Raw genomic sequence first — 24626 nt, 5'->3', positions numbered from 1 at the left:
TCTTCTCCTCCACCCGGAGGCGTCAATTCGTCGGCAGCCGTACCCCGCCGTTGAGCACTGTGAGCGCGAGTCCGGGATGGAAGTCCGCGCGCGCCAGATTGCGCTCGTTGGGATGGTCTTCCTGCTTCTGGTTGCCCGCGTAACCGCCCTGTGCGGTGTCGGAAGCGGTGCCATACGGCGTTGCCACGTCGTTCGGTGCGAGCGGCGCCTGGACGCTCACGAGCGTGCCCGCAGGCACCGGCGCGACCGGTGTGATGATGTCGGCGGTCAGTCCGGAGGGCTGCACAAGCACGTAATTGCCCGAGTCGGCGCCGCTGGCGGTCATCGCCGTGCTGACCGGCTTGTTGAAGCCGATAGCCGGATCGTAGAAGTAGCCTACGGCGCTGTTGCCGAGCGTCACGCTGTCGTGGCCGAGCACGCCGGAAAGCGTCGAGCCCGAAAGCGCGTCGAGCACGGTGCCGTCATAAGTCCGGTTGGTCGTGCGCGTGTCCACCACGACAAGTGGCGCGGGCGTGACCGTCACCCAGTCCACGCCGCCCGCCAGCGTGTAGTTGCTGGCGAGCGCCGCGCCGTTGCCGGTCAGCGTGTAGCCGCCGGTCCCGCCGGGTGCGAATGCGATCTGAGTGCCGACGTTCTTCGTGGAAAGCGTGCCGCTGCCGGAAAGCGTGAGCGTCTCGCCGTTCACGCCCTGGAGCACGCCGTTCGCGCCAAAGAGGCTCGGCGCCGCGCCCGTGGTTGCGTCATACACGCGGCTGCCCGTGAGATCGAGCACGGCAGGCGTGATGTTGGCCGACGTGGTCGCCGCCGTGTTGAACGTGTAGTTGCCGGCGTCGGCGCCGCTGCCCGCAATGCCCGTCACGAGAATGGGAATGCCGTTGCCGGCATTCGGCGTGACGAAGTTCGACGATTGCGCGCTGAAACTCACGCTGTCGCCGCTCAGAATTCCGCTGCTCGCGAGGCCGACCGAGGCAGTGCGCGTGCCGTCGTAACTCTTGCTCGTGCCCGTTGCGGTCACGGTAATCGCAAGCGGCGTGATGGTCAGCCAGTCTACGCCGCCAATGAGCGTGTAGTTGCTGGCGAGCGTCGAGCCGTTGCCAGTGAGCTTGAAGCCATTGAGCGCACCCAGCGCGAACGGTTTGCTCTGCCCGGCGTCGCGATTCAGAAGATTGCCGAAGCCTGTGAGCGTGAGCGTTTGACCATCTACGCCCGTGAGTTGCCCGCCGTTGCCGAACAGGTTCGCGTCGGCCTGGTTCGTGCCGTCGTAGACCCGGGTGCCGGTCAGGTTCAGGACGAACGGCAGAATGTTGGCCGTCGTGACTGTCGACGTGTTGAACGTGTAGTTCGAGAGATCGCTGCCCGTGCCCGTGATGCCCGCCACGTTGACCGCAATGCCATTGCCCGCGTTTGGCGTGGCGAAATTCGCGCTGCCCGCTGTGAAGCTGGCCGTGTCGCCCGCCACGAGGCCGCTCACGGTCAATCCGTTGAGCACCGCCGTGGTGGTGGCGTCATAGGTCTTGTTCTGTGCGCTGGCCGTGATCGTCAGCGCACGCGGGGTGATGTCCGCGCTCGTCGTGACGACCCGGCTGCCGAACGTATAGTTGCTGATGTCCGTGCCGTTGCCGTACAGACCCACTGTGATGGGAATGGCCGTACCGACGTTAGCCGTGAGGAAGTTCGCCGAGTTGTAGCCCACCGAGGCGTTGTCGCCCGCCACGAGGCCGGTCACGGTGAAGCTGCTGAGCTGCGCGGTGGTCGTGCCGTCGTAGACCTTGTTCTCGCCCACGGCCGCGATCGTCACCGGCTTCGGCGTGATGTTGACCCAGTCGCCCACGCCGCTGCCGAGCGAGTAGTTGCCGGACAGCGCGCCATTGTTGCCGCTGAGCGTATAGCCCGAGAGGCCGTTCGCGGCAAATGGCTGCTGGACGTTCACGTTCTTGCTCGCAAGCGTGCCAGTGCCGGAGAGCGTAAGCGTTTCGCCGTTCACGCCGGTGAGCACGCCGTTATTGCCGAACAGACTGGCGGCAGCGCCGGTCGTGCCGTCGTACACGCGCGTGCCCTGCAGGATCAGGATGTACGGCAAGATGTCCGCGCTGGCCGTTGCGGTGGCGTTGTAGGTGTAGTTGCCTGCGTCAGCGCCGCTCGCCGCGATGCCGCTTATCGTTACCGGAATACCCGTGCCCGCGTTCGCCGTGGAGAAGTTCGCACTACTGAAGCCGAAATTCACGGTGTCGCCCGCCAGCACGCCAGTTGGCGTGATCGTCGCCGTGGCCGCGGTCGTGCCGTTGTAGTAGCGGCTTTGCGCCGTCGCGCTGACCGTGATCGCAAGGGGATTGATGGTCACCCAGTCGGTGCCGCCCGCGAACGTGTAGTTGCTGGCCAGAGCGGCGCCGTTGCCCGTGAGCGTAAAGCCGGCAAGGCCATTGGCCGCGAACGGCACCTGCGAGCCCGCGTTCTTCGTTGAGAGCGTGCCGGTGCCCGAGAGCGTGAGCGTTTCGCCGTTCACGCCCGTGAGCACGCCGTTGCTGCCGAACAGACTCGCAGCGGCGCCCGCGGTGCCGTCGTAGGTGCGCGAGCCGGTGAGGTTCAGCACGACGGGCAGGATGTTCGCCGTCGCCAGCGCAACGGCGTTGTACGTGTAGTTGCCCGCGTCCGCGCCGCTCGCCGTGATGCCGTTCACCGTGACGGTAATGCCGTTGCCTGCGTTCGGCGTGGCGAAATTCGCACTGCCGAAGCCGAAATTCACGGTGTCGCCCGTGAGCACGCCGTTGCTGCCGATCGTCGCCGTGGCGGCCGTCGTGCCGTCGTAGGTCTTGTTCTGCGCGGTCGCGCTCACGACGATGGGCCGCGCCGTGATATCGCCTGTCAAGCCGGTGGGTTGCGTGAGCACGTAGTTGCCGGCGTCGGTCCCGCTGATGGTCATCGTCGCCGCCGTGACGGACTTGCCGGTGCCCACGTTCTTGTCGGAGAACGTGCCCGTGGTGTCGTTGCCGAGCGTCACGCTGTCGCCCGCGAACACACCGGCGAGCGTCGCGCCGCTCAGCGTGGCGTTCGTTGTGGCGTCATAGACCTTCGTGTTCACCGAGGTGCCGTTGACGGTGAGCGTCGCCGGCGTAATGTTGACCCAGTCCGCGCCGCCCGCGAACGTGTAGTTGCTGGCCAGCGCGCTGCCGTTGCCTGTGAGTGTGAAGCCCGCAAGGCCGTTCGCGGCGAACGCCTGCTGAGTGTTCACGTTCTTGCTCGCGAGCGTACCGGTGCCTGAGAGCGTGAGCGTTTCGCCGGCCACGCCCGTCAACGTGCCATTGTTGCCGAACAGGCTCGCGGCGGCGCTGGTCGTGGAGTCGTACACGCGCGTGCCGGTGAGGTTCAGCACATAGGGCGTAATGTTGGCCGTGGTCGTGGCGGTCGTATTCGTGAACGTGTAATTGCCTGCGTCGGCGCCCGATTCGTTGATGCCCAGAACCGTCACCGTCTTGCCCGTACCCACGTTCTTCGTATCGAAATCGGCGGACTGATCGCTGAAGCTCACCTGGTCACCCTGCACGATGCCGGGGCTGCCGAGCTGCACGGTGGCCGTGGTCGTGCCGTCGTAGACCTTGTTGCTGGCCGTGGCCTGCACCGTGACGCCAAGCGGCGTGATGTTGGCCGTGAGGCCGCTGGGCTGCACCAGCACGTAGTTGCCCGCGTCGGTGCCCGAGATCGTCATGCTCGTGGTCACCGGCTTTGCGCTGCCTACGTTCTTGTCGTTGAACAGACCCTGGGAGTCGTTGCCCAGCGCTACGGTGTCCGAACCAAGCACCCCGCTGAGCGTGGCGCCGAGCAATTGCGCAATGGCATTGCCGTCGTAGACCTTGTTCTGGGCGACCGTGTTGAGCACGTTCAGCGTGGCGGGCGTGACGGTGACCCAGTCGGTGCCGCCGACGAGCGTGTAGTTGCTCGTCTTCGCCGCGCCGTCGGCGGTCAACGTGTAGCCGCTCAGGCCGTTCGTCGCGAATGGCTTCTGGTTGCCCACGTTCTTGTCCACCAGCTGGCCGGTGCCGGTGAGTGTGAGCGTCTCGCCATTCTGCCCTTGCAGCACGCCGTTGGTGCCGAACAGGGTCGCAGCGGCAGTGGCCGTGGTGTCGTACACCCGCGTGCCCTGCAAGTTCAATACGCGTGGCGTGATGTTGGCCGTGGTGTCCGCGGTAGTGTTGGCGAACGTGTAGTTGGCCGCGTCGGCGCCGCTCGCCGAAATGCCGGTCACGTGCACCGCGAGGTTGTTGCCCACGTCAGACTGGGAAAAGTTGGCCGCCTGGTCGCTGAACGTCACCTGGTCGCCCGCCACCACGGCGGCGCTGGACAGATTGACCTGTGCCGTGGTCGTGCCGTCGTACTGCTTGTTGATGCCGGTGGCCGTGATCGTCACGCCCAATGGCGTGATGCTCGCGAAAATGCCGGTCGGCTGGATCAGCGTGTAGTTGCCGGCGTCCGTGCCCGAAATCGTCATCTGGGTGGAAACCGGCTTGTTGGTACCGACGTCCTTGGTATTGAACAGCCCCGTCGCGTCGTTGCCGAGCACGACGGTGTCGCTGCCGATCACCCCGCTCAGCAGGGCGTTCTGCAAGGTCGCCGTTCGCGTGCCGTCGTAGACCTTGTCGAGCGCGGTCGTATTGAGCACCGTGAGCATGGCGGGCGTGATGGTCACCCAGTCGGTGCCGCCTGCGAGCGTGTAGTTGCTCGCAAGGCCCGTGCCGTTGGCAAGCGCCAGCGTGCCGAGATTCGAAAACGGCACCTGGGTGCCCACGTTCTTGCTGGTCAACGTACCGGTGCCCGTGAGCGTGAGTGTCTCGCCATTGACGCCGTCGATCACGCCCGCGCTCGAGAACAGATTCGCGTTGGCGCCCGTCGTGGCGTCGTACACGCGCGTGCCGGTGAGGTTGATGATCTTCGCCGTGATCTCGCCAAGCGTGCCGGTGGCCTGGGTCGGCAGGCTGTAGTTCGAGAGGTTCGTGCCGACCGGCGACGTATAGTCCGATGGCTCGAGCGTCGCGCTCACGCCCACATGCGTACCCACATTTGGCGAGAAGTAGCCGCTCGCCGCAGTCTGCGTAATCGTCGCGCTCTGGTTGCCCACGAAGCCCGTAATGGTGAAGTCCGACGCGCCGAGCGTGACCGACGTCGTACCGTCGTACTGCTTGATGGGGTTGCCGGTGATGGTCACCGTGAGCGGCGCCGGCGTGATGTTCGCGAACAGGTTCGACGGCTGCGACACGCTGTAGTTGCCCGCCTGCGCGCCGCTCAGGGTGAAGCCGGTCGCGCTCACCGCCAGGTTGGTGCCCACGTTCGGCGTACTGAACTGCCCCGTTGCGCTGCCCGACGAGAGCGTGACCTGGTCGGTGCCGAGCACGCCCGCGAGCGTGACGTTGCCGGTGTTGATCGTTGCGGCCGTCGTGCTGTCGTACACCTTGTTGTTCGCCACCGCACCGTTGATGGTGAGCGGCGCGGGCGTGATATTCGCGCTCAGCCCGGTGATGGTCTGCAGCGTGTAATTGCTGGCCGCGCTGCCGGAAATGCTGAAACCGTTTGCCGTCACGGCAATGCCGTTGCCGACGTTGGACTGGGCGAAGGTGCCCGAGGTGGACGTGGTGAGCGTGACGTTGCCGGCGTCGGAGGGCACCAGACCCGAGAGCGCCGCGCTGCTCACGTCGAGCGTGTCGGCGGTCGTCGTGTCGTAGACCTTGTTGGTCGCGTGCGCGTTGATGACGTACAGCGGCGCAGGCGTGATGATCCCCGGGCCCGAGGCCGTGGTGGGCAACAGGTAATTGCTGAGCAGCGTGCCGCTGTTGGCGGTGTAGTTGCCCGGCACGAGCGATCCGCTGACGATCCAGTTGCCCGCGTTCGCGCTCGCGTAATTGAACTGCGTGGTCGGTGTAATCGTGGCGCCCTCGCCGCTCACCATGCCGATGATCTGCAGGTTGCTGCTGCCGACCGGCGCGAGCGTCGTCCCGTTATAGACCTTCCTGGGCAAGCCGATGATCGCGACCGTGAGCGGGGCGGGCAGAATCGTGCCCGTGCCGTAGGCAGAGATCGGGAACGAATAGTTGTTGAGGTTGGTGCCGGCGCCGGGTGTCAGTTCGGACTGCGTAAGGCTTGCCGTAACCGCCTGGGACCCTGCGTTCTTCGTTGCATAGTTCCCGGTAATGGTTTGATTGACCGTCGCGCTGTCGGTCCCAACGAACCCGGTGAACGTGAAATCGCTCGCCGGAATCGTGGCGATCGTGTTGCCGTCGTAGGTCTTCGACGGGTTGTCCGTGATCTGCGCCGTCACCTCGCCGCTGATCGGCCGCTTCACGATCGTGCCCATGCCCGTCGCGGTGGTCGGCAACGCATAGTCGGAGAGGAGCGTGTTCGGCCCGGCCTGGTAGGCGCTGCCCGGTATGGTCGCGCTTACGCCCTGGTAACCGACGTTGGGCGTCGCGTAGGTGCCCGTCGGCGGGTAGGGATTCAGGGTGATGAACTCGCCGGGAATGGCGCCGCTCACCTGGTAGTTGTTGCTGCTGAGCGAGGCGGTCGCGGTGCCGTCGTACACCTTGGTCGGGTTGTTGATGATGCTTACTTCGACCGGTGCGGGCGTGATGACACCGCTCGTGCTGGTCACGGTGGCCGGGAACGTGTAGTTCGACATCGACGTGCCGGCCGCCGGCACGAAATCGGAAGCGGTGAGCGCCGCGTCAATCGGGATGTTGGTGCCCGCATGCTGCGTCGCATACCCTCCCGACACCTGGCCGATGGTCGCGCTCTGGCCGCCCACGAAGCCCGAAATGGTGTAGTTCGACTGGTTCAGCTGGACCGCTGTGGTGCCGTCGTAGACCTTGGTCGGCGAGCCGAGGAAGGTGATCGTCAGTGGCGCCGGGGTGATGTTCGCGGTGAGGCCCGTGATCGGCGCAATGGAATAGTTGCCCGCCGCCGTGCCGGACAGCGTCAGGCCGCCGACCGAGACAGTGAGATTGTTGCCCACGTTGGACTGGCTGAACGTACCCGTGGACGTGCTCGACGAAAGCGTGACGTTGCCTGCGTCGGAGGCAATGATCCCCGAGACCGCCGCGCCGCCGACGTTCAGCGTCGCAGTGGTCGTGGCGTCGTACACCTTGTCGTTCGCGCTCACGCCCGTAACGGTCAGGAGTTTCGGCGTGATGTTGGCGTTGAGGTAGGCCGGCACCGAGATCGTATAGTCGCCGGCCTTGGCGCCGGTCAGCGTGAGACCCGTGGGGACCACGGAAATCGCATTGCCCACATTGGGCGTGGCGAACAGGCCAGCCGCGTTGCTCGCGTCGAGCGAGACCTGCCCGCTGTCCGAACTGACGAGACCGAAGAGCGCGGCACCGCTCGCGTCGACCGTGGCGGCTCGCGTGCCGTCGTACACCTTGTTGCTGGCGATGAGCCCGGTCACGTTGAGCGGCGCGGGCGTGATGGTGCCCGTGCCCGTCGCCGAGGTCGGCAGCGTGTAGTTGGCAAGGTTCGTGCCGGTGTTCGCCGCGAAATTGGTCGATGTGAAGCTCGCGTTGACCGCAATGCCCGTGCCGGCATCCACGCTCGCGTACGAAACGGAACTGGCCTGGTTCACGCTCGCGCCCTGCCCGGCCACGAAGCCCGTGAAGCTGTAGTTGCTGGCCGTGAGCGGCGCCGAGGCCGTGCCGTCGTACACCTTGGTCGGGTTGTTGACGATACTGACCGTGAGCGGCGCGGGCGTGATCGTGCCGATATCGGCCGAGGCCGTGCCTCTGGCCTGGTAGCCGTAAGCCGGAATGCCGCTCGACGTGTTGATGACGACGCCCGCGAACGTCGTCGGCGAGTTCACGGTGATGTTCGTGCCCGCGTTGGAGGTCGCATAGGTGCCCGTGGCGCTCGCGACGACATCGCCGTTCACGAGCCCCGTGGTTTGCAGATTCGCGTTGGTCAGGTTCGCCGTGGTCGTGCCGTCGTAGACCTTGGTCACGCTGCCCGTGAGGCCGGTCAGCGTGATCGTCGGCGCGAGGCTATAGAGAAAGCCGTTGCCGGAGGCCGCAGGCGTCGTGCCATAGGGCGCGTTGTACTGGATGTACGAAGGCGCGAGACCGCCGGTCGTGTCGAGCCGCGGGTCGCTCGAGTAGATCAGCCAGGGCGCCGAGGTGCCCGTGCTCACGGCCGCGCTGCCCGCGTTGTTCACGAAATTCGCTTTCGTCGCCAGCACGACGCCAGCGCCGCCCGTCACCGCGCCGCCCGCGGCGATCGTCAGGTTGCCCGTGCCCGCCTGCATGTTGACGGCGCCCGCGCCGGTCACGGGCGCGTTCACGAAGATCGCGTTGAGCGCCTCGAGCGTCAGGCTCGCGGCTGCGTTGGTCCAGCTGATGGCCGCGTTGACGTTGATGTCGCCCGCGCCGGGCGATTGCACGCCGGCGCCCGAGGTGCCCGTTGCCGTTGTCTGCTCCACGACGTTCGTGCCGCCGTTCAGCGTGCTCGAAATCTGGCTGGCCGCATTGGCGTCGATGGTCAGGTCCGTCGGGTCGACGAGCCAGGTGCCGGCCCGCCCGAACGGCGCCGCCGCCGTGATGTGCGCGTCGCGCGCAATGTTGAAATGCGCCGCCGATGTTTCGATCGAGCCCCCATCGCCGCCGTTCGGTGCGCTCGCATCCAGCGTGCCGCCAACGTTGACCTGCCCCGCTGTCATGCCGCCCAGCAGGACGATCTTGCCCTCTTGATCCACCACCGTCTGGGCGCGAATCTTGCCGGTGTTGTTGACTGCGCTGGCGAGAAGCGCGTCTTTTGCGCCAGCGGTCATGATGACCTGACCGCCGTCGGCCACGATGAGTTGGCGGTTCTCGGCCAGATTGTCGAGTGTGCTCGCATCGACCTGAATGTGGACGAGGCGTGAACCGTCGAACGTGAGGGTTGCCGCGCTTCCCCCCGCGAGGGCGACCGTGCCGAGCCGCGCGCTGATGACGCCCTGGTTCGATACGTGGTTGCCAAGGAGTGCGACATATCCCCCGTCGGCTGCCGTAATCGTGCCCTGATTGACGACGCTGCCCTGCCCGCTGCCGCTGAAGCGGCGGTTGTTGCTGCCGAGGCTGGCGGGGTCGACGTCGAGCGCGGAGGCCACGATGCCGCCAACGTTCACGCGCGCAGACGGGCCGAACAATACGCCGTTGGGATTGATGAGCCAGACCTGGCCGTTCGCGTTGAGATTGCCGAGAACGGCGCTCGGTGTGCTGCCGAGGATACGGTTGACCGCGAGCGAACTGCTGCCAGGCTGAACGAAGTCGACCGTCTGGCCCGCACCCACATTGAAGCTGCGCCAGTTCAGCTGCAGCGTCTGGCTGGTTTGCTGGATCGTGGTCGTCGAGCCCGACTGCTGGATCGAACCGGCGCCCGAAATGATCTGGCCGCCGCTCGGTCCGCCTGCTGCGTACGCCGCGCCCACCCACAGAAGCTGCGCGCCCGCGAGCATGATCGCGACAAGGCGGCGGACACCGTTGCGGGTTCGACAAGCGCCGCTGCCCGCACGCCGGCACGCGAGTTCCGAAACGACGACCCATTGCCTGAGCGACCGGTTCCAGCACAACTGGTAGATGTGATTCATGGCATCGCCCATCCTCAGCGTGGTACCGGACCAGACAACGCAGCAGCGGATGCAGGCGAGACCCATGACGAGCCGCACGCCAACCCGCTCGCCGTGGCAGTCCGCATCCGGTTGCCGGGTTCGAATCATCGATCCCAGTAGCGCGTTGTGTAAGTTTTGGTAATTCGACGCAACGCTGCCATAGGGATTAAGGGCAAATCCGTTGCCCGATGGGGCAATCGCTGGCGACAAGGCGGGATGATGCGGCGCGGATTCCGGAACGTTGTCGAGTCAAACCATGGACTCCGTAGTTTTTTCCTTTCTGTCATCCGGAGTGCCAATGCTTGCCACGTGCCTTAGAATCAATGCGGTCCGACCCCTGACTACACAACAACGTTTGAGGAGTTGAGATGGCACAGCTGGTCCACCACCCCGTCTATTTGTTTGTCCTGCTGATCGTGCTGCTCTGCGTCGCTGCCGCGCTCGGCGCGCTTGTCTTGCAACGTGTCTTTCCGCTCGCGGACGACTCACGGGACAACTACAACGTCATACAGGGCGCCACCCTCACGCTGCTCGCGCTGTTGATTGGTTTTACGCTGTCCATGGCCGTGAGCCGGTACGACCAGCGCAAGAACTACGAGGAAGAGGAAGCCAACGCGATCGGCACGCAATATCTGCGCGCAGACCTGCTCGGCGAAGCCGATGCGCCGAAGGTCAGAGCACTGCTCGCGAAATATGTCGCGCTGCGCATTGCCTACTACAAGACGCGCGACACAAACGAACTCGAAACGCTCAACAACGCAACGTCCAGCCTTCAGGGGCAGTTGTGGGCAAGTGTGCGTGACCCGGCTATCGCGCGGCCCACGCCGATCTCGGCGCTCGTGGTGTCCGGCATGAACGACGTGCTGAATTCCCAGGGCTATACGCAGGCGGCGTGGCTAAACCGCATTCCGCTTTCTGCCTGGGGATTGATGATGGCGATCGCTTTCTTCAGCAATCTCATGCAGGGATATGGCTCGCGTGGCAGCACGGGGCGGCGTGTGTTGCTGTTCGCACTGCCTATTACCGTCGCGCTTTCGTTGTCGCTGATTGCCGATATCGATAGTCCGCGCGGTGGACTGATTCGTGTCGTTCCCGTCAATCTGATTTCGCTGCAACAGTCATTTGGCTCAACGCCATAGCGCGTGCAGCAGGCCTGGGCGCTTGCGCTGCCCAGGCCGCCCCCACCTTAGTGCATGTCTCCAACGCTCACGCGGTCGGACAGCGCATTCGTGTCACGCGACGACGACGCGGCCCGGATCTCATAGCTTCCGCCATGCACCTGCCACGCGTGCGTCGTGGCATTCCATGTCGCAAGGCGCCGCGCCGGAATGACCACACTCACCTGTTGCGACTGCCCAGGCCGCAAAGCGACCTTCGCCCAGCCCACGAGGCGCTGCGGCGGCTCGCCCAACCCCGGCGGCAGCGTTGCATACACCTGGGCCACTTCCGCCCCGGCACGCGAGCCCGTGTTGGCAACGGTGAACGTGGCGATCACGTTGCCGCCATGATCGGTACGCGTTCTGAGCCCAGAGTACGAATATGTCGTATAGGAGAGGCCGTAGCCGAATGGGAACAAGGGGTCGATGTTTTTCGCATCGTACCAGCGGTATCCCATCAGCAGTCCTTCGCTATAAACGACGTTGAGATTGTTGGGGTCGATCGTCGGCTGCGGCAGATCGGCTTCCTGCCGCGGGAACGTGACCGGAAGCTTGGCGGACGGATTCACGTCACCGAACAGGATGTCCGCAATCGCCTGACCGCCTTGCACGCCCGGATACCACGATTCCACTACGCCGTGAACGCTGGCGAGCCATGGCATCGTGACCGGACTCCCGTTCTCCAGCACGACGATGATCCGCTTGGCCTTCGCGGCCACTGCGTTGATCAGCGCGTTCTGGTCGTAAAGCTGATTGCTCGGGTCCACCTTGTTGTCCGGCAAGGACAAGCTGGCCAGGTCCGTGCCCTCGCTCTCCCACTGCGTGGCGAACACGATCGCCACGTCGGCGCTGGCCGCTGCGCTCGCCGCTGCCGCAGCATTCGTGCCGTCGAAGAACGTGACAGTAGCCTGCGGCGCCTTGGCCTTGATCGCGTTGTACGGCGAGGACTTATACCAGGTCGCACAACTCGATAGCAGCGGATTGCCGGACTGACACCCCGCTACCGCATTGCCGTCTGCCGCGGGCACGCCGCCCGACCCGCCACCGGACAGCACGCCAACGTCGGCATGCCCGCCAATGACGACGATCGAGTGCAGGCCGCCAGCGGCGAGCGGAAGGACCGGCTGATTGCTGCCCGCTGCCGCGCCATTCTTCAGTAGAACGATTGACTCGTGCGCCACGGCCAAAGCGTCACGGTTGCCTGCCGTCTGGTCGACCGAGCCGCCGGGGGTCGGCGGATTGTCCATGACGCCAAGGGCGATCATGGTGCGAAGCTTGCGAAAGACCATGTCGTTCAGGCGGGAAACCGGAACGCTACCGGCCTGGACCGCGGCCTTGAGTGCGCTGCTGAAATAGGACTGAATGCCAAAGCCCGCCCCTGCCGCGCCAAGGTCGCCGGGCTGTTCTTCATCGAGACCCGCCAGCGCGGACGCGACGGTAGTATGGTTGGCCGTCCAGTCCGATTGAACCTTGCCCTTGAATCCCCACTCGGTCTTCAGGATGGTCGTGAGGAGTTCCGGGTTCTGGCACGCATACACGCCGTTGATCAGGTTGTACGAGCACATCACGTTGCCGGGATGCCCCTCGCGCACGGCAATTTCGAATGCCAGCAGCTCCGTTTCCCGCATCGTCCGTTCATCGACCACGGAGTTACTCGTCATCCGGTTCGTTTCCTGGTCGTTCATCGCGTAGTGCTTCACCGTCGCGATCACGTTCTGCGACTGCGTCCCCATGGTGCGGGCGGCGCTCATCGTGCCGCTCAGGACCGGATCTTCGCCCATGTACTCGAACGTGCGGCCGTCACGCGGCTCACGTGCGAGATTGACGCCGCCCCCTAATCCCTCCGCATAGCCGAGCACGCGCAGCTCGCGCGCAATACGCGCACCGTAGGCTCCCGCGAGCGCCACGTCCCAGCTCGAGGCAAGCCCGATCGGCGCAGGAAAGGCCGTGGTATGCGCGTTCTGCACGTTCACGCCGCCAGCCGAATCGGCGGTAGCCAACGCAGGAATGCCCAGACGGCTCACGCCGGGAATGTAACCGGCGCCCTGCACCCACGAAGGAAACGGGCCACCGAGACCGACGGTGGGAATACCCGTTCCGTGCACCAACTGGATTTTCTCGTCGAGCGTCAGTTGGGAGACCAGCACTGCCGCGCGCCGGTCGGCAATATCGCCCTTTTCTTTCCATTCGGCGGCCGGCTGTGCCGCACCTGAAGCCTGGGAAAAGAACTGCGACACAATCGAAAATGGGTTGGCGCCCCAGGTGTTGCCGGTGGCGGCTTGATCCGCGTATGCCACGGAGCCGGCGCACAATGTGCCGGCGACCGCAATCGCTATTTGCTTCGCATTCCTCACAGTGTCTCTCCAGATTTGCCGATTGTATGAGCGATGACCCGCAGGATTGCGGGGCCGTAATCGGACTACATTTTTCTTCTTGTTTTGTGTTGAATTACCCTACGTAGCGTGATGACGATATCACCCGGAGAAACGTTTGCGCTTATCGTGCCGTCGCGGAACTTAACCTTGCGTCGCGAGATCAGGGTTTGCCTTAACCCTGCGTCATCGGCCAATTCGCCGCTACCTTGCAGGCAGATTACGGTTTTGTCGCGCAGGCTCACGGCCCATGCGAATCGAATCATGCCCGCTCAAAACGCGGGCGCATGAGGCCATTTGAGGTTTGAAACAAGGATGCTAAAGTCAGCAGCTACCAGCGGTTAGCCGAGGCGACGTTTCCCCGTTCCATGGTGTCTCCCATGACGACCGATCAAAAGACCGTTTCAAACGTCCTTGCCCAACTTTCGCTCAAATCCGCAGTTGAACACGGCATGTCGCCGCACGATTTCACGCGCCTAACTGGCATCACGGAGGCCGAACTCGCGCATCCCGACGGACGCATACCGGCGCACAAGCACATTGCGATGCTCAATCTGCTTGAGCCTGGCTACCAGGCTTCGGAGCGGCTCGAAATTTTTTCCAGTTACTCCTTTCGCGCGCCCATTAGCACGTTATTGGCCATCGTCACGAATAGCCCGACACTCACAAAGGCCTTTGAGCAGTTCCTGCGTTACCGGGTCCTGATCGGAAATGTCGATACCGTGAAAGTCAAGCGCGCTGGCCTGACTTTCGAATTCGAATACGTGCAGGACGGCGCGCGCAAGAGTTCGTCGAGCGCCTTCTACAATTTTCTGCTGCTCACCCGCCTGGCCGAACAGTACAACGACGACGAACCGTACCCCACCCAGATCGAGCTGACTGGCGACGCATTTGCGCCGGTTTCCCAGCTATCGCACCTGAGCGGCGCGACGGTGAAATTCAGGCAAAGCCGCAACCGCATGCTGATGAAAACCGGGGCGGCGGACATGCCGTATCGAAAGTACAACGAGATCACGGAAAATATTCTCTGCGCTCAGGCCGATGCCGATATCCGGCGCTTTCTTATCGGCCATTCCTTTTCTTCGCGGATCGAAGATTTCGTGACGAAGATGATTCGCGAGGCGCATGCCGGCCTGCCATTTTCGAACCCGATGGAGGAAGTCTGCGGCCGGCTTGGCATTTCACGCTCAACCCTGCACCGGCGCTTGCAGGGTGAAGGAACGAACTTCCAGGCGATCCTCTCCCATGCGCGGCTCGAGGAAGCGAGGCGCCTGCTGCCGCTGGCCGATTATTCGGTTGCGGCAGTGAGCGATCTTCTCGGCTTTTCCTCTCCTTCCGCGTTCTCGCGTTTCTTTCTCGAGAACAGCGGCAAGTCTCCTTCGCGCTACAAATTCGAAAACTGCCGGTTCTAGTTGGGTTTTTCAGACACACTGTGATTGCGCTGTCCGCGTTCGAATCGATAGCCGGAGGGCGGGTGCGCGCGCGGGATCGATGCGCCGTCACCGATCGTTATCTCCGGGACAAACACAAAAAAATGCCACGCGTTTATCGGGAGCCCACGAGGCAATGAGTACCTTCCCCTTCGTTCCGCTTTCCGGAGAAAAGGCCAGCGACGATGCGTTCATTGGCGAGGCGCCGGCGTTTCGTCAGCTGGTCAGGATGATCGACCGCGTCGCGCCCACCGATCACGCCTTGCTCATCATCGGGCCCACCGGGTCGGGCAAGGAAGGGGTCGCGCGCCGCGTGCACACGCGCAGCGCGCGCCACGATCAACCGTTCGTCGACATCAACTGCGGTGCGATTCCCGAGCATCTCGTCGAAGCGGAACTGTTCGGGCATGTCAAAGGCGCGTTTACCGGCGCCGGCGAGACGCGCCCGGGGCTCTTGCAGCAGGTCGGCAAAGGCACGCTGCTGCTCGACGAGATCGGCGAGTTGCCGCTCGCGCTGCAGCCCAAGCTCCTGCGCGCACTCGAAACGCGGACGTTCCGCCCGGTCGGCGGCTCGTCGAGCCTGCGTTTCGAGGGCCGAGTAGTCGCATCGACTCACCGGGATCTGCGCGAACTCGCGCACCAGGGGCTGTTTCGCGAGGACCTGTTTTACCGGCTCGCGGTGTTCGTGCTGGCCGTGCCCGGGCTCGACCAGCGCGTCGAGGACATTCCTGCGCTCGTCGCCCATTTCGCCGCGCAACAAGCGCGCCGCATCGAGTTTTCGCCGGCCGCCCTCAGGCGGCTCGGCCGGCATGCGTGGCCGGGCCATATCCGGCAATTGCGTAATTTGATCAGTCAGCTAAGCGTGCTCGCCGAAAAGCCACTGATCGATGAAGACACGCTGGAGCCGTTTCTTCTCAGCGAAACGGCCGGAGCGGTTTCGCGCGCGGCGCTCGCCGACATGCTGCTGCAACTCGAGGGACGCGACAAGCTCGCCGCCGCCGAAGACCTCCTCATCGACCGCGCGCTGGAGCGAACCGCGGGGAACAAGAGCGCCGCCGCCAGCTTGCTCGGTGTCGGGCGCAAGACGGTCGAGCGGCGCCTCAAGTCGCGCGAGGAAGACCATCGCGAAGCACACAAGAGTCTCGAACATGCACGCGCGCTGATCGAAGCATCGCGCTTTTCCGAAGCCATTGCGCATTTGCGGCGTTGCCTCGATGTGCTGCAGACAAGCCGCGACGAGGCCGCCACGCGGCGCGCCCAGTTCGACGCCTACCGGCTGCTCGGCATGAGCCTGCGCAGCGTGCACGGCTGGCTGTACGCGGAAGCGACAGCCTGTTATGCCGCGGCGCTCGAGATCGGCGAAGGGATCTGCGAACCTGGCGAAATCGCCGCCATCCAATTCGGCGTGTGGACCACCCAGTTGACCACGCTTCAACTCAAGCAGGCGCGCGCGAGCGCACAGGAGATGCTGCAGCGCGCCCAGAACAGCGGGGAGCGCGTGTCGCTCGACGAAGCACACGTTGCGATGGCCAACACCCTGTACTGGCTCGGCGACAGCGAAGAAGCACTGGCCTGCCTCGCACGAGGCCATCTGCTCGGCGTAACGCGAGACGATGTGCGCACGGGCTCGCAGGGCATCGATCTGGCAAGCCTCGCGCTGACCTTCGAGGGGCTGGCCGCCTACCAGATCGGCGAGTTCGCGCAAGCGCGGCGCGCGATGGAAATGCTGATCCTGCGCGCAAGCGAGCCGGGTACGCACGCCTTGGCGCATGCCGTCAATCTGCAGGGCGCCGCGTGGCTCGCGTGCCTTTTCGACGATCAGGCGCGGCGCGGGCCGCTCGCAAGCGAACTCGAGTCGGTGTCGATCGCCAACGGCTTCACGTTCTATCGCGGCATGGGGCAGATACTCCGTGGCTGCCATCTCAGCGAGCTAGGCATGAACACGGAAGCCGAAGCCGTCATGCTCGACGGCTACGACAACCACATGGTCTGCAACGGCGGCGCGCTGTTCTATTCCTTCAAGATGTGGCGGCACGGCGAACTGCTGCTGCGTTCCGGCCGTGCTCAGCAATGCGAAACGATGCTGGCCGCCGCAGTCGACGAAACCCTCGCGCGCCAGGAGCGCGCCCATCTTGGCGAGCTGCTGGTCACGCGCGCGCGGGCGCAGTGGGCGCTAGGCGATCTCACGTCCGCCGAGCAGGGATTGCGCACCGCCCTTTCTACGGCGCTCGCGTTCGGGTCGGTGCCCGCGCGTGTGGAGGCCGCGCACTATCTGGCCGACCTCTTGCGCGCCACCGGCCGCCGCGCCGAAGCAGTCGACACGCTCGCTCGCGGGCTGCGGGACCAGACGGCGGATTCCACCAGCCGTATTGCGCTCGCCATGGCGTTGCTGGCCGAACTGCGCCACGAAGCGTCTCGCGAAGCGAGCGACCAGGGAACTGCCGCGGGCGGCTAAGTCACCCCGATAAGTCACCCAGTTAAGTCCCCCCGATAAAACACGCTCCACAGTCACGCCGGGACCTGGACGAAATCGTCCACTCCCGGCCATCTCTGCGGACGAAATCGTCCTGCGCCACCCTCTCACTCGCTGCCGGAGCCCTTCGCCATGGGGCTGCGCAACGTTGGCGCGATCGTTGCTTACTTCCGGTATTCGGGACCGGAATGAACGGCAACACGCGCGCATCGAAATCACGACGGGGTCGCGATGCAAATCGCAAAACGTAATTCGCGCGCACGGCAGAGATATTCGACGGCAAGGCAAAATAATGATAATTGCAATTGAACCAGAAACATTCCAGCGACCACAGTCCGTCAATCCAGATGTGACAGGCGTGACGACACGCGAGGACGCTAAAAGCGGGGCTCGGGGACAAAGTGCCTATACGGCGAAAAACCTCGATGCGGCCATCACGCACCTGGAAACCGCCATCACCGTCGATGACAACATCGCCGTGTTCGGCCGCCGCTATTGGCTCGCGCGCGTCCAGCGAATCGCGTCCACGCCGGAGATCATGCCCGCCCAGGCCTGCCGCCTTCGGCACTTGCTGGATCGGCTCAACGACGAGCGTCTGCACGCAGGCGCTTGAGCGCAACGCCACATCACAAAGGCGTCAGTGCGCAGGACCAAAGAAGGCCTGCGCACCCTCCGAGGGTGTCAGCCCGGCAACGAAATAGCCTTCGAGGCGCTCGGCCTTGGCGTCGTCGAGCAGGAACGGCGGACGCACGAGCCCTTGCGCTACAGCGTGGTCGTACCACTTGCTCATCCAGTCGCGGAGTTTCGTTTCGTATTGGGACGGCAATTCGTCCGGCGCGATCTCTTCCATGCGCAATCTCCGCTCGCGGCTCAACTGCCGCCAATTTCCTGTCACTCCGCGCGCCACCCCATCGAAGGACGCAGGACGTCGGGGGGAAACACTTGCCACCCACGGTCGGGATGGCGGAAGAAAAACAGCGCGCGTGGCCCGTCCGTTGTCTGCGCCTCGATGAACACGCTCGCAATCCGCCCGGACGGCGCGCGATGCACCGTCACGACCCGCACTGTCTGTCTGCTGGTGGGGTTCAGCCACTTCACGACCGCTGCCCCTAACGACTGCCGCACCGCCATCGCTTTCCCCCCACGCTTCACGTGAGATCATCGTAGGCAGCCGCTAAACCGGCCGCCATCGGGACGGGTAGATAGTTCCCTCGGGAATGGCTGGTTCGCTTGTCAGGATTTCCTTCTCGACGCGCATGGCCGCCGTCTACTCGCCAACCAGACCGTGCCGGATTGCATAGCGGATCACCTCGGCGTTATTGCCCAGGCCGAGCTTTTGCATGAGCCGCATCTTGTGCGTGCTGATCGTCTTGGCGCTGAGTGCGCACGCGTCGGCAATGTCGTTGATGCTCTTGCCCGACGCGAGCATTTGCAGCACCTGGAATTCGCGGTCGGAGAGCACCTCGTGTGGAGGCACGTCGCCCGAGTGCTTCTCGAACACCATGGCGTCGACGAGCTTCGGGTCGATAAAGCGCCCGCCGTCTGCGAGCTTGCGAATCGCGGCCAGCAGCACGTCGGGATCGCTGTCCTTCGTCACATAGCCCGTCGCGCCCGCCCGCAGCGCGCGCGACGCGACCTGCGCTTCGTTATGGATGCTGAGCACGAGCACCGGCAACGCGGGCTCCTCGGCGCGCACGCGGCGGATGAGATCGACGCCGCTGATGCCCGGCATCGTCATGTCCAGCAGCAACAGGTCGATCTCACAGGTCCGCAGCTTTTCGATCACCTCCGAACCCTGCCCGGCCTCCGCCGTCACGACCATGTCGGCAGTCGTCGCGAGGATCTGCTTGAGTCCGCCACGCACGATGGCATGGTCATCGGCGATAAGTATCCTGATCATGGTTGTTTTCGAGCGGAACATGAATCGAAATCGTGGTGCCGGACGCAATGCCAATGGTGGGATCTTTGCAAGGCTGACTGTCGATTCTCAACGTACCACCAATCAGCCTCGCACGCTCGGTCATGCCAAGCAGACCGTAAGCATACTTGGCATACGCGGCCGCTACGTCGAATCCACGGCCATCGTCGCGAACACGCAAGTCGAGCGAACCGGGCCCTGCGATGAGCGTGACCTCGACGCGCTGCGCCGCCGCGTGGCGCGCGACGTTCGTCAATGCGGCCTCCACGATGCGAAAGAGCGCCGTGGCCTGAGTGTCCGGCAACGCGGGCTCGCCACTCGAAGTGTGCAGTTCGCAAGGCATGGCGTTGTGCCGGCTCCATTGACCGGTCAGCCATTCGAGCGCCGAAACAAGGCCGAAATTGAGCGCGGCGGGCCGCAGGTGGCTGGCCACGTTGCGGACCATCCAGATCGTGCCTTCGACCAGTTCGCGCATGTCGTCAGCCCGGCCGATCGCCTCGGGATCGTCGGTGAGCCGCATCCTCAACAGCGAGACATCCATTTTCAGCGCGGTGAGCAACTGGCCCAGTTCGTCCTGGATCTCCCGCGCGCTGCGCTTGCGTTCGTCTTCGCGCATCCCTTCCAGATAGGCCGACAGTGCGCGCTGCTGCTCGCGCGCGCGCACGAGTTCGTCCTCCACGCACTTGCGGCCGGAAATGTCATGCAGGCCCACGTAAATGGCGGGCGCGCCGTCGTAGTTGGACAACCGAGCTGTGGCCATGGCCCAGAACTGCGTCCCGTCCGGACGGCGCAGTCTCACCTCCGCGTCGCCGAAGCTGCCTTGCGCGGCGAGACAGCGCACCAGCCGGTCGCGATCCTTCGGATCGACGTAGAAGTCGACAATATTGACGGTCGCGCACGCCGCTTCATCCACGCGAAACAACTCGCGAAACCGCGCGTTCGAATAGAGCAGATGGCCGTCGGGCATCGAGGTGATGCCCATCGCCACCGGGCCCGATTCGACGATGGCGCGAAAGCGCGTTTCGCACGCCTGCAGGCGGCGCTGCTGTATTGCGATCCGCTGGTGGGCCGAGCGCAACGCGATATGCGTGCGCACGCTGGCCATCAGTGCTTCGACGTGCACGGGCTTGCGTACATGGTCGGCTGCGCCGGCCCAGAACCCATCGGCCAGGTCTCGATGATTGCTTGCCGGCATCATGAGCACCACCGGAATATCGCGCGTGCGCTCGTCCGACTTCAGGCTGCGGCAGGTGGCCAGGGCGCTCACGCAGGCGGCCTCTGCATCGAGCAAAATCAGTTGAGGCTGGGACATGCACGCGCGCTCCAGCACTTCGAGGCCGTTGTTCGCCGCGAGCACCTGAAAGCCTTCCCATACGAGATGATCGGCGATCAAACGGGTCTCGTTCGGCGTAGCGCCTGCAACCAGAATCGTGCAGAGGCTCGCTGTCGTGGCCTGCGAATCAGTCATCATGCCCACGGTCGCTCCGGCCCTGGTTCCTTTGTATTGTCCTCGCTGCCGAAGCCATGGCCCTTCGGCAACCCTTTCTCACGTATGCAGGTAATACGTCGCCCAGCCCCCGCTAACCCTGCGTGCGCTACGTGGCGAACGACTGACGCATGGAGGTTTCCGCACGGTCGATCAGTTCATCGAGACTGCGAGCGAGTTCGCCAAGCGCGGACAACGCATACAGATCGAGTTTGTCCGCATGATTGCGGCGCAAGTCTTTCATGCTTTCCTGCAAACGACGTAGCGTGCCGGCGCGGCTGTCCAGCAGCGGCCAGCAGTGCATCAGATAAGCCAACGGTGTGAGATTGCGCGATTCGCACCACGTATCGAACAGCCGCGTGCAGATCGTGTTCACGTCCTGAACGCGCGCCAGACCGTCGCCCCACTCGGAAATCATCGCGCGTCGCCTCTGCCGCTTCGAAATGTGCTGACGTCATGATGAGCCCGCCAATGATCGCGTGCAGTCGTCCACGACTGCAAACGGCCAAGGGGAATGCTGAATTTCGTGTCAGGAAATCCTGAACATCAGGCTGCGATCGCCAATCGCGCCCTTGAATCTCCGCGTTCGATTATGACGCTCGCCCGAAGTAAAGCGGATTGTCGGCGAGATTACGTCGCGCTATGCTGCGCGCGACCGCCCCTTCCGTTCCACACAATGCCGCGCATGGCATACGCTGATTTCGTATGAACAGAAGACAGATGATCGCGCAATGCGTCGGCATAGGCGCGAGCCTCATGACGATGCGCTCGACCATGGCGTTGCCAGTCAACCGCCCGCCCGCAAGCGTCGTATTTCTGAATCCGGGCGAAAGCGTGGAACACGATACAGGCCAGCACTGGCAACTCGTGTCGCGCTTCATGGCCACGACGGCAAGACGTTTCGGCATGCAGCTGGAAGTGCTTTACGCCCAGCGCGATCATCTGCTGATGCTGCGCCAGGCCGAAGCGGTGGCCGCGCGTTCGGCCGCCCCCGACTATGTGGTGATCGTCAACGAGAAGATGGCCGCGCCCCAGATGCTGCAAACGCTGGCGCGCTCGCGAGCCAGGGTGCTGCTGATCCACAACGATCTGACCGAGGCCCAGCGCGCGCAAACGGGCAACGAGCGCGGCCGGATCGCGAACTGGATCGGCACCGTCACCGCCGATGCCGAGCGCGGAAGCTTTCGGCTCATGGACTATCTGAGCCGTTTGAACGGCAGCGCGCCAGCGCGCGTGATCGGCATTACGGGCGACCCCGCCACGCCTGTTTCGGCGCAGCGCGCCGCGGGCGTGCAAGCCGCGCTGGCGCGCCGGCCGCAGGACCGTATCGACCAGCTTGTCTATGGCGACTGGAGTTTTTCCGACGGGCGCGACAAGGCACGTGTGCTGCTCTCGCGCTATCCGGACGCCAACATCCTCTGGGCTGCCAACGATTCGATGACGCTTGGCGCATTGAGCGCGGTGCAGGAACGGCATCTTTCGACCATCGTTGGTGGCCTGGGCGCACTGCCCGAAGCTGTGGCGTCGGTCGTGCGCGGCGAGCTGGCGGCGATCGTGGCGGGGGACCAGTTCATCGGCGCCTGCGCGATGGTCCTCCTTCACGACTACCACTACGGCGCGGACTTTGCGCAAGTCGGCGGACCGCGTCAGCGGCTCGACTATCTGAAAGTGCTAGACGGCAGCGACGCGCAGCGTTATGCCGAGATTGCATTTCAAGGCCGCACGGCCCTCGATTTCAGCGGCTTTTCACGCCTTCAAAGTCGGCGCACAGGCGCCTACACGTTCGATCTCGACGCCCTGCTCAATTCCGCTTCAAAGGCCGCCTGATGTTGCAAACCCCGCTTCAAGCCCCTTTGCAGGCCCTTTCCCGATTACGCTTTCCACGCAGCCTGCACGCGCAACTCGTGCTCTCGCTGCTGGTGCTCTGTACGCTGGTGGCGGGCACGTCGGCTTTCTTCCTGCTCGAGCATGCGCGCGAACGCCGGATTGCGGAACTCGACGATCGCGCGAACCGCATTGCCGATCTGCTGAGTCAATCGCTTGCGCAGCCGCTATGGAATGTCGATCGCGAGGCGATTGCGCGGCAACTGAACGTGCTGAAACCGAATCCCGAGGTGGTGAGCTTCACCGTTACCGCGATCAATTATGGCGTGCTCGCCGACGCGAGCAACGCGCCGATGCCCGACCCGCGGGCGCGCGTGGTTCGCGTGCGGCCGATCGAATTCACGCCGCCCGGCAACGCGCCGCCCGAAAAGATCGGCGAAGTGCGCGTGGTATTGACGAGAGCCGCTGCCGACCGGGGATTCGCGACCGCACGCGCGGCGGTGCTGGGCACCCTCGCGCTCGTGCTCGCCGTGGTGTACGCCACGACCTTTCTGCTGATCAAGCACCTGGTGCGCGAACCCATCCGGCGCCTGGAGGACATGGTCGACCGCATCGCAAGCGGCGATCTGGACAGCCGGTGCGCAATCGAATCCAGTGCCGAACTTGGCCGGCTGGCGGCGCGCGTGAACGTGATGGCCGAACGCCTGAGCGATTCGACCGCATCGCTCAGAGAGAGCGAGCGCAAATACCGCAGCATCATTGAGCACTCACTCGAAGGCTTCTTCGTACTCGATCGCCATGGCAAGCTGCGCGACGCCAATCCCGCGATGGCTCAACTGCTCGGCTATCGCGACGTTCAGGGCATGAAGGCAGCGCTTGGCGATAACGCGTGCGCGGTGCATGCCCCGTCGTCATTCTCCGGCGAAAACACGACGCAACTGTTCGCCATGCTGCAAATCGCCGGCAAGATCGCGGGGATGGAAATCGAACTGACTCGCGCCGACGGCACCACGGTGTGGTGCCAGCTCAACGCCCGCGGCATACGCTACGACGGAGCGGGACCACAATGCCTCGAAGGGCAGCTGACCGATATCTCCGGGCGCAAGCACGCAATGGAGATACTCACGCGCCATCGCGATCAACTCGAGGAGGAAGTTCGCGAACGCACGCGAACCGAGCAGTTGCTGCGGCATTCGCGCGAACAGCTGCGGCAGCTCTCGTCCCATCAGGAATCGATCCGCGAAGAAGAGCGGCGGCAGATCGCCATGACCATCCACGACGAACTGGGGCAATTGCTCACCGCCATCAAGATCAACGTTGCTTTGCTCAAGCTCGCGCTGAGTCAGGGCGCCGAGTGGAAACAAAAGGTCGGCGATATCGGAAGCCTGGCCGAGCGGACCATCGACATCGTGCGCAACGTCGCGAGTCACCTGCGGCCGGCCGCACTGAACTTCGGACTCCTTTCCGCGCTCGAATGGCTCGTTCAGGACTTCACCCGCCACAATGCAACGGTTTGCACGTTCCGGCTCGAAGGCCGCGAACCTTCCGTGAGCGACGACCGCGCCACCGCTGTTTTCCGCATCGTGCAGGAGGCGCTCACCAACGTCAGCCGGCACGCGCAGGCCTCGCGTGCCGAAGTCGTCCTGCGTTGCACCCACCATCATTTCGAACTCGAGGTTCACGACGACGGAAACGGGTTCGATGTGGCGAACGCGATCCGCGGCAATTCGTATGGGCTGCAGGGCATGCGGGAGCGCGCGCGAATGATCGGCGCGCAGTTTCATATCGAAAGCCGGGACGGAACGGGTTCGAGGGTTCGTATCGTATTCAGCGAAACGCAAGATGTCGTTAGCCGCGACCTGCCCGCCGACAACGAACTCAGGTAGCTATGGCTCATCTGCCTGGCGCTTTTCGAGCGCACGCAGCATCTCGTTGGTCTTGTCGAGAAACGCGGCGTGATAGGCGCCGGGAAGCGCGACATCGTCCATCACCGACATGACGTCTTCGAGCACTTGCCTGAGCGCCCCCTGGATCTCGCCGCATTGCGCCGGTGTCAGTTTCGGCAACGCCAGCTCGATGAATTTTTGCATGACCAGCGACCTGGCCGCGAGCTGCGAGATCTTGATGGTCGTTTCCGCCACTTGCGACCTGAGCACGCTCAGCATGTCTTTGCTACCGGTCATGATCACACGTGTTCCAGGTTCGCAGGATGGATACGCATACGGTGCTCTCGCTCGTTTGCATCATGACTGACATAACGGCATGGGTGCGGCACGTCTAAATGCGATTAAGCCGTAAATTGGCGCGGGGGTTTGCTGAATTTTGGGTCAGGAAATCCTGAATTGCGTACCTG

Annotated in this window: 13 protein-coding genes; 6 read left to right on the top strand and 7 right to left on the bottom strand. The window is 64.0% G+C overall.

What is annotated here, in order from left to right; translation table 11 throughout:
- Window positions 1-22: 22 nt before the first annotated feature.
- A complete protein-coding gene (locus U5A65_RS33925) occupies window positions 23-9592 on the bottom strand; it encodes a YDG domain-containing protein (protein WP_321949027.1) in 9570 nt (3189 codons plus the stop codon).
- A 389-nt stretch (window positions 9593-9981) separates the two neighbouring features.
- Between U5A65_RS33925 and U5A65_RS33920 the strand changes: the two genes are divergently transcribed.
- Window positions 9982-10752 (top strand): hypothetical protein, encoded by a 771-nt coding sequence (locus U5A65_RS33920; RefSeq protein WP_321913471.1) that lies wholly within the window; start codon window positions 9982-9984, stop codon window positions 10750-10752.
- Between the two features lie 47 nt (window positions 10753-10799).
- On the opposite strand, the gene U5A65_RS33915 is transcribed toward U5A65_RS33920, so the two are convergent.
- Complete coding sequence (locus U5A65_RS33915) at window positions 10800-12938, bottom strand: beta-glucosidase family protein (protein ID WP_321913657.1); 2139 nt, start codon at window positions 12936-12938, stop codon at window positions 10800-10802.
- A gap of 572 nt (window positions 12939-13510) precedes the next feature.
- Here U5A65_RS33915 and U5A65_RS33910 point away from each other — a divergent pair.
- The 3 genes from U5A65_RS33910 (at window position 13511) to U5A65_RS33900 (ending at window position 17658) form a co-directional block, all read left to right on the top strand.
- On the top strand, window positions 13511-14554 hold the full coding sequence (locus U5A65_RS33910; protein ID WP_321949026.1) for an AraC family transcriptional regulator: 1044 nt from the start codon (window positions 13511-13513) through the stop codon (window positions 14552-14554).
- Between the two features lie 154 nt (window positions 14555-14708).
- Entirely contained in the window at window positions 14709-17027 is a 2319-nt protein-coding gene (locus U5A65_RS33905; protein WP_321913474.1) for a sigma-54 dependent transcriptional regulator, read from the top strand.
- A 310-nt stretch (window positions 17028-17337) separates the two neighbouring features.
- Entirely contained in the window at window positions 17338-17658 is a 321-nt protein-coding gene (locus U5A65_RS33900) for a hypothetical protein (RefSeq protein WP_321949025.1), read from the top strand.
- Window positions 17659-17682: 24 nt separating this feature from the next.
- Here U5A65_RS33900 and U5A65_RS33895 read toward each other — a convergent pair whose 3' ends face one another.
- The 4 genes from U5A65_RS33895 to U5A65_RS33880 all read right to left on the bottom strand — a co-directional run bounded on the left by U5A65_RS33895 (window position 17683) and on the right by U5A65_RS33880 (window position 20867).
- On the bottom strand, window positions 17683-17895 hold the full coding sequence (locus U5A65_RS33895; RefSeq protein ID WP_321913476.1) for a hypothetical protein: 213 nt from the start codon (window positions 17893-17895) through the stop codon (window positions 17683-17685).
- A gap of 417 nt (window positions 17896-18312) precedes the next feature.
- On the bottom strand, window positions 18313-18945 hold the full coding sequence (locus U5A65_RS33890; protein WP_321913478.1) for a response regulator transcription factor: 633 nt from the start codon (window positions 18943-18945) through the stop codon (window positions 18313-18315).
- On the bottom strand, window positions 18920-20434 hold the full coding sequence (locus U5A65_RS33885) for a histidine kinase (RefSeq protein WP_321949024.1): 1515 nt from the start codon (window positions 20432-20434) through the stop codon (window positions 18920-18922). The genes U5A65_RS33890 and U5A65_RS33885 overlap by 26 nt, the downstream gene beginning before the upstream one ends.
- Before the next feature lie 124 nt (window positions 20435-20558).
- Entirely contained in the window at window positions 20559-20867 is a 309-nt protein-coding gene (locus tag U5A65_RS33880; RefSeq protein ID WP_321913480.1) for a hypothetical protein, read from the bottom strand.
- Between the two features lie 287 nt (window positions 20868-21154).
- Between U5A65_RS33880 and U5A65_RS33875 the strand changes: the two genes are divergently transcribed.
- Window positions 21155-22276: an ABC transporter substrate-binding protein gene (locus U5A65_RS33875; protein WP_321937907.1), complete on the top strand. Its 1122-nt coding sequence runs from the start codon at window positions 21155-21157 to the stop codon at window positions 22274-22276.
- Window positions 22276-24159, top strand: coding sequence for a PAS domain S-box protein (locus tag U5A65_RS33870; protein ID WP_321913482.1), 1884 nt, complete (start codon window positions 22276-22278; stop codon window positions 24157-24159). The genes U5A65_RS33875 and U5A65_RS33870 overlap by 1 nt, the downstream gene beginning before the upstream one ends.
- Here U5A65_RS33870 and U5A65_RS33865 read toward each other — a convergent pair whose 3' ends face one another.
- A complete protein-coding gene (locus U5A65_RS33865) occupies window positions 24160-24456 on the bottom strand; it encodes a hypothetical protein (protein WP_321913483.1) in 297 nt (98 codons plus the stop codon).
- Between the last annotated feature and the right edge of the window lie 170 nt (window positions 24457-24626).

Origin of the sequence: Paraburkholderia sp. J10-1 (assembly GCF_905220165.1) — a bacterium.
Taxonomy (GTDB): Bacteria; Pseudomonadota; Gammaproteobacteria; order Burkholderiales; family Burkholderiaceae; genus Paraburkholderia.
Note: the sequence above shows the minus strand (reverse complement) of the source record. Positions and strands in the feature narration are given on the sequence as shown.

What these genes read in the sequence shown, in the direction of transcription:
- U5A65_RS33925 (WP_321949027.1), bottom strand. Translation starts at nt 9,592, where the DNA reads ATGAATCACATCTACCAGTTGTGCTGGAACCGGTCGCTCAGGCAATGG.
- U5A65_RS33920 (WP_321913471.1), top strand. Translation starts at nt 9,982, where the DNA reads ATGGCACAGCTGGTCCACCACCCCGTCTATTTGTTTGTCCTGCTGATC.
- U5A65_RS33910 (WP_321949026.1), top strand. Translation starts at nt 13,511, where the DNA reads ATGGTGTCTCCCATGACGACCGATCAAAAGACCGTTTCAAACGTCCTT.
- U5A65_RS33905 (WP_321913474.1), top strand. Translation starts at nt 14,709, where the DNA reads ATGAGTACCTTCCCCTTCGTTCCGCTTTCCGGAGAAAAGGCCAGCGAC.
- U5A65_RS33900 (WP_321949025.1), top strand. Translation starts at nt 17,338, where the DNA reads ATGATAATTGCAATTGAACCAGAAACATTCCAGCGACCACAGTCCGTC.
- U5A65_RS33895 (WP_321913476.1), bottom strand. Translation starts at nt 17,895, where the DNA reads ATGGAAGAGATCGCGCCGGACGAATTGCCGTCCCAATACGAAACGAAA.
- U5A65_RS33890 (WP_321913478.1), bottom strand. Translation starts at nt 18,945, where the DNA reads ATGATCAGGATACTTATCGCCGATGACCATGCCATCGTGCGTGGCGGA.
- U5A65_RS33885 (WP_321949024.1), bottom strand. Translation starts at nt 20,434, where the DNA reads ATGATGACTGATTCGCAGGCCACGACAGCGAGCCTCTGCACGATTCTG.
- U5A65_RS33880 (WP_321913480.1), bottom strand. Translation starts at nt 20,867, where the DNA reads ATGATTTCCGAGTGGGGCGACGGTCTGGCGCGCGTTCAGGACGTGAAC.
- U5A65_RS33875 (WP_321937907.1), top strand. Translation starts at nt 21,155, where the DNA reads ATGAACAGAAGACAGATGATCGCGCAATGCGTCGGCATAGGCGCGAGC.
- U5A65_RS33870 (WP_321913482.1), top strand. Translation starts at nt 22,276, where the DNA reads ATGTTGCAAACCCCGCTTCAAGCCCCTTTGCAGGCCCTTTCCCGATTA.
- U5A65_RS33865 (WP_321913483.1), bottom strand. Translation starts at nt 24,456, where the DNA reads ATGACCGGTAGCAAAGACATGCTGAGCGTGCTCAGGTCGCAAGTGGCG.